General features: G+C 69.5%; 2 protein-coding genes and 1 pseudogene. All 3 read right to left on the bottom strand.

The features are described from left to right. Positions 1-219 precede the first annotated feature (219 nt). Positions 220-1,674, bottom strand: a complete 1,455-nt coding sequence (locus ACWDU1_RS31215; RefSeq protein ID WP_450003990.1) for a dihydrolipoamide acetyltransferase family protein — start codon at positions 1,672-1,674, stop codon at positions 220-222. Between the two features lie 40 nt (positions 1,675-1,714). Then, on the bottom strand, positions 1,715-2,689 hold the full coding sequence (locus ACWDU1_RS31210; RefSeq protein ID WP_450003988.1) for an alpha-ketoacid dehydrogenase subunit beta: 975 nt from the start codon (positions 2,687-2,689) through the stop codon (positions 1,715-1,717). Continuing rightward, a pseudogene (locus ACWDU1_RS31205) lies at positions 2,686-3,010 on the bottom strand (pyruvate dehydrogenase (acetyl-transferring) E1 component subunit alpha); the annotation flags it as partial. The gene ACWDU1_RS31210 and the pseudogene ACWDU1_RS31205, both read right to left, overlap by 4 nt.

Here is a 3,010-nt window from a genome sequence, read left to right as displayed (position 1 = left end):
TGATAGTGCTGGGGACCCTCGGGGTCGCCCAGTTGCCAGCGCACATCCAGCAGGCGCAGGTTCTCGTCCGTCGATTCCCGGAGTTCGTCCGCCGAGATCAGTACCGCGTTCAACGCAGCTCCTCGTCCAAACGTCTGGATCAGATTTTCGTCACCGTACGCGGACGCGGCCTGTGAAGTCCACGCGGACACGGGTATCGGCGGTGCCGGAGACCGGCGATCAGATGCGGGCGAGCAGGGTCAGCGGGTCCTCGAGCAGCCCGGCGACGGTCGCCAGGAACCGCGCCGCGAGTTCCCCGTCGATCATCCGGTGGTCGAAACTCAGGGTGAGCGTGATGACGGAGCGAATGGCCGGTTCGTCCCGGAAGACCCACGGCCGCCGCTTCACCGCACCCAGGCAGAGGATCGCCGCCTCACCCGGGTTGACCAGCGGAGTTCCGGTATCGACCCCGAAAACCCCCACATTGGACAGGGTGAACGTCCCGCCGCGCAGATCGGACAGTCCCGCACGCCCGTCTCGGGCCGTCTGTGCCAGCCAGCCGATCTCCCGGCACAGTTCCCGCAGGCTCAGGGTCTGCGCGTCCTTGATATTGGGCACCAGCAGGCCGCGCGGGGTCGCGACCGCGATACCCAGGTTGACGTAGTACTTGGTGACGATCTCGGAATTGGCCTCGTCCCAGAACGAGTTGATACCGGGGAATTCGCCGAGCGCGGCCAGCACCGATTTCGCGACCAGCGCCAGCGGCGTCAAGGTGAGACCGTCGAACGCCTTGGTGGCACGCAGATGTTCCAGCAGTTCCAGCGAAGCGGTGATATCGACGGTGATCGAGGTGGACGCCTGCGGGATCATCCGGGCACTGGCCACCATCGCCTCGGCGGTGCGTTTGCGGATCCCGCTGACAGGTACCCGTTCCTCGCGCGCCGCCCGTCCGGCGGTGGCCGTCCCGGTCTCCGGGGGTTCGCCGCCCTCCTCGGTGCGGGTACGCCGATCCGGTTCGGAAACCGGCACCGCGCCACGGACATCCGCGACCGTCACGGCCCCCTGCGGTCCCGAACCCGCGACGTACCAGAGGTCGATACCCAATTCCCGGGCCAGTTTCCGCGCGCCCGGTGTCGCCGCGACCCGCTCGCCCCCGTTCTCGGTGGTCCGCGGGGCGCCACCGAACTCTCCCCGGCCGGGCCGGATGGCGCCGGTCGTGGCGCCGTCGTCACCGACCGGCGCACCGATGACTCCGGCCTCGTAAGCCAGCGCGTGGTCCCCGGCCGGTGTCGCCCCGGTCCCACCCTGATCACTTATCACGTTATCCCCCAACGGTTTCCGTCCACCCCGCCGCCGGCTCGTCTGTTTCTCCTCGGACGGTCCGTAGCCCACCAGCACCGATGTCTTGCCGTTGCCCTGCCCGGCGGCGGTACGGATCCGCAGCAGCGGCGCCCCGACCTCGACGGTGGTACCGGGTTCGGCGAGCAGTTCCACCACGGTCCCCGCGAACGGCGACGGCAGCGCGACCACCGCCTTGGCCGTCTCCACCTCCGCGATCGTCTGGTTCAGCGCGACCTCGTCGCCCACCGCCACCGTCCAGTTCTGCAATTCGGCATCGGTGAGTCCTTCGCCGAGATCGGGGAGCCGGAACTCCAGGATCTCGCCGGACCCGGCGGTACGGGTGTCGTCGTCCACGGTGGGCACCTCCGGCTGGCTCGCGAGTGGCTGGGTCACCTCAGGCCGCGAGCGAGAGGTCGACCGCCGCCAGGATTCGGTCCGGGTCGGGCAGATGATGCTTCTCGAGCTTAGCCGGAGGGTAGGGGATATCGAATCCGCCGACCCGCCGCACCGGCGCCTCGAGGCGGTAGAAGCAGCGTTCGGTGATCCGGGCCGCGATCTCGGCGCCGATTCCCCCGGTGACCGGCGCTTCGTGCACCACCACCAGGCGGCCGGTACGGTCCACCGATTCGGCGACGGTGTCGATATCGAGCGGCGCCAGGCTGCGCAGATCGATGACCTCCAGCGAGAGCCCTTCCTCGGCAGCGATTCTCGCGGCCGTCAGCGCCGTCGCGACCGTGCCGCCGTAGGCGGCCAGTGTGGCGTCGCTACCGGGGACGACGACCCGGGCCCGGTCCAGCGGCAGTTCGGCCGCGGCGGTGGGATCGAACTCGGCCTTGTCCCAGTACCGGCGTTTGGGTTCGAAGAAGATCACCGGATCGTCCAGGGCGATCGCCTGGCGGATCATCGTGTAGGCGTCGGCCGGGTTGCTCGGCGACACCACCCGCAGCCCCGCGGTATGCGCGAAATACGCCTCCGGCGATTCGGAATGATGCTCCACCGAACCGATCCCGCCACCGTAGGGGATCCGGATGGTCAGCGGTGCCCGTACCTTGCCTCGGGTCCGGTAGTGGATCTTGGCGACCTGGGCGACGATCTGGTCGAACGCGGGGTAGACGAACCCGTCGAACTGGATCTCGCACACCGGCCGGTACCCGCGCAGCGCCATCCCGAACGCCGTGCCGATGATCCCGGATTCGGCCAGCGGCGTATCGATGACCCGGCGGTCGCCGAAATCCTTCTGCAGCGCGTCGGTGACCCGGAAGACGCCGCCCAGGCGGCCGATGTCCTCGCCCATCAGCACCACCTTGGGATCGTCCTCCAGGGCGGTACGCAACCCGGCGTTGAGCGCCGCGGCGAATGTGGTGATCATGAGCGGACCCCTTCCCCGCGCGGACCGGGCACGGCGGCCTCGGCCGGCTCGTCGGCCAGGTAGGCGGCGTATTCGGCGCGCTGCGCGTCGAGCAGCGGATGCGGTGCCGAGTAGACGTGTTCGAACAGCGCCGACGGGTCGGGGTCGGCCATGGTGAGGATCTCGGTGCGCATCCGGGCGGCTTCGGTATCGGCGCGTTCGTCCAGCCGCCGCTGTGCGGCGGGGTCGAACAGGCCCTCGCGTTCCAGCAGCCGCCGGACCCGGAGGATGGGATCGCGCCCGGCCCATTCCTCGAGTTCCGCGGCGGCCCGGTAGCGGGTG

The sequence above is a fragment of the Nocardia sp. NPDC003345 genome, from assembly GCF_053589395.1.
This window is presented reverse-complemented; position numbering and strand designations above follow the sequence as displayed.